Annotated in this window: 1 protein-coding gene; it reads right to left on the bottom strand. The window is 65.5% G+C overall.

Going from position 1 to position 296, the window contains the following annotated elements; all coding sequences use genetic code 11:
* On the bottom strand, positions 1-296 hold a 296-nt coding region (locus DIE12_RS37845; RefSeq protein ID WP_409364401.1), incomplete at both ends, for an electron transfer flavoprotein subunit beta/FixA family protein.

Here is a 296-nt window from a genome sequence, read left to right on the forward strand (position 1 = left end):
AGGTCTTCCGGCTTCACCGTTTCCAGCGGCTTCTTCTTCGCCTTCATGATGTTCGGCAGCGTCACGTAGCGCGGCTCGTTCAGGCGCAGGTCGGTCGTCACGACCGCCGGCAGCGACAGCGACAGCGTTTCCGCGCCGCCATCGACTTCACGGGCCACGGTTGCCTTGCCGTCGGCGATCGTCACCTTCGACGCGAACGTCGCTTGCGGCAGGCCTGCCAGCGCAGCCAGCATCTGGCCCGTCTGGTTCGAATCGTCGTCGATCGCCTGCTTGCCGAGGATCACCAGTTGCGGCTG

This window comes from Burkholderia sp. Bp9015 (assembly GCF_003853505.1).
Classification (GTDB): Bacteria; Pseudomonadota; Gammaproteobacteria; order Burkholderiales; family Burkholderiaceae; genus Burkholderia.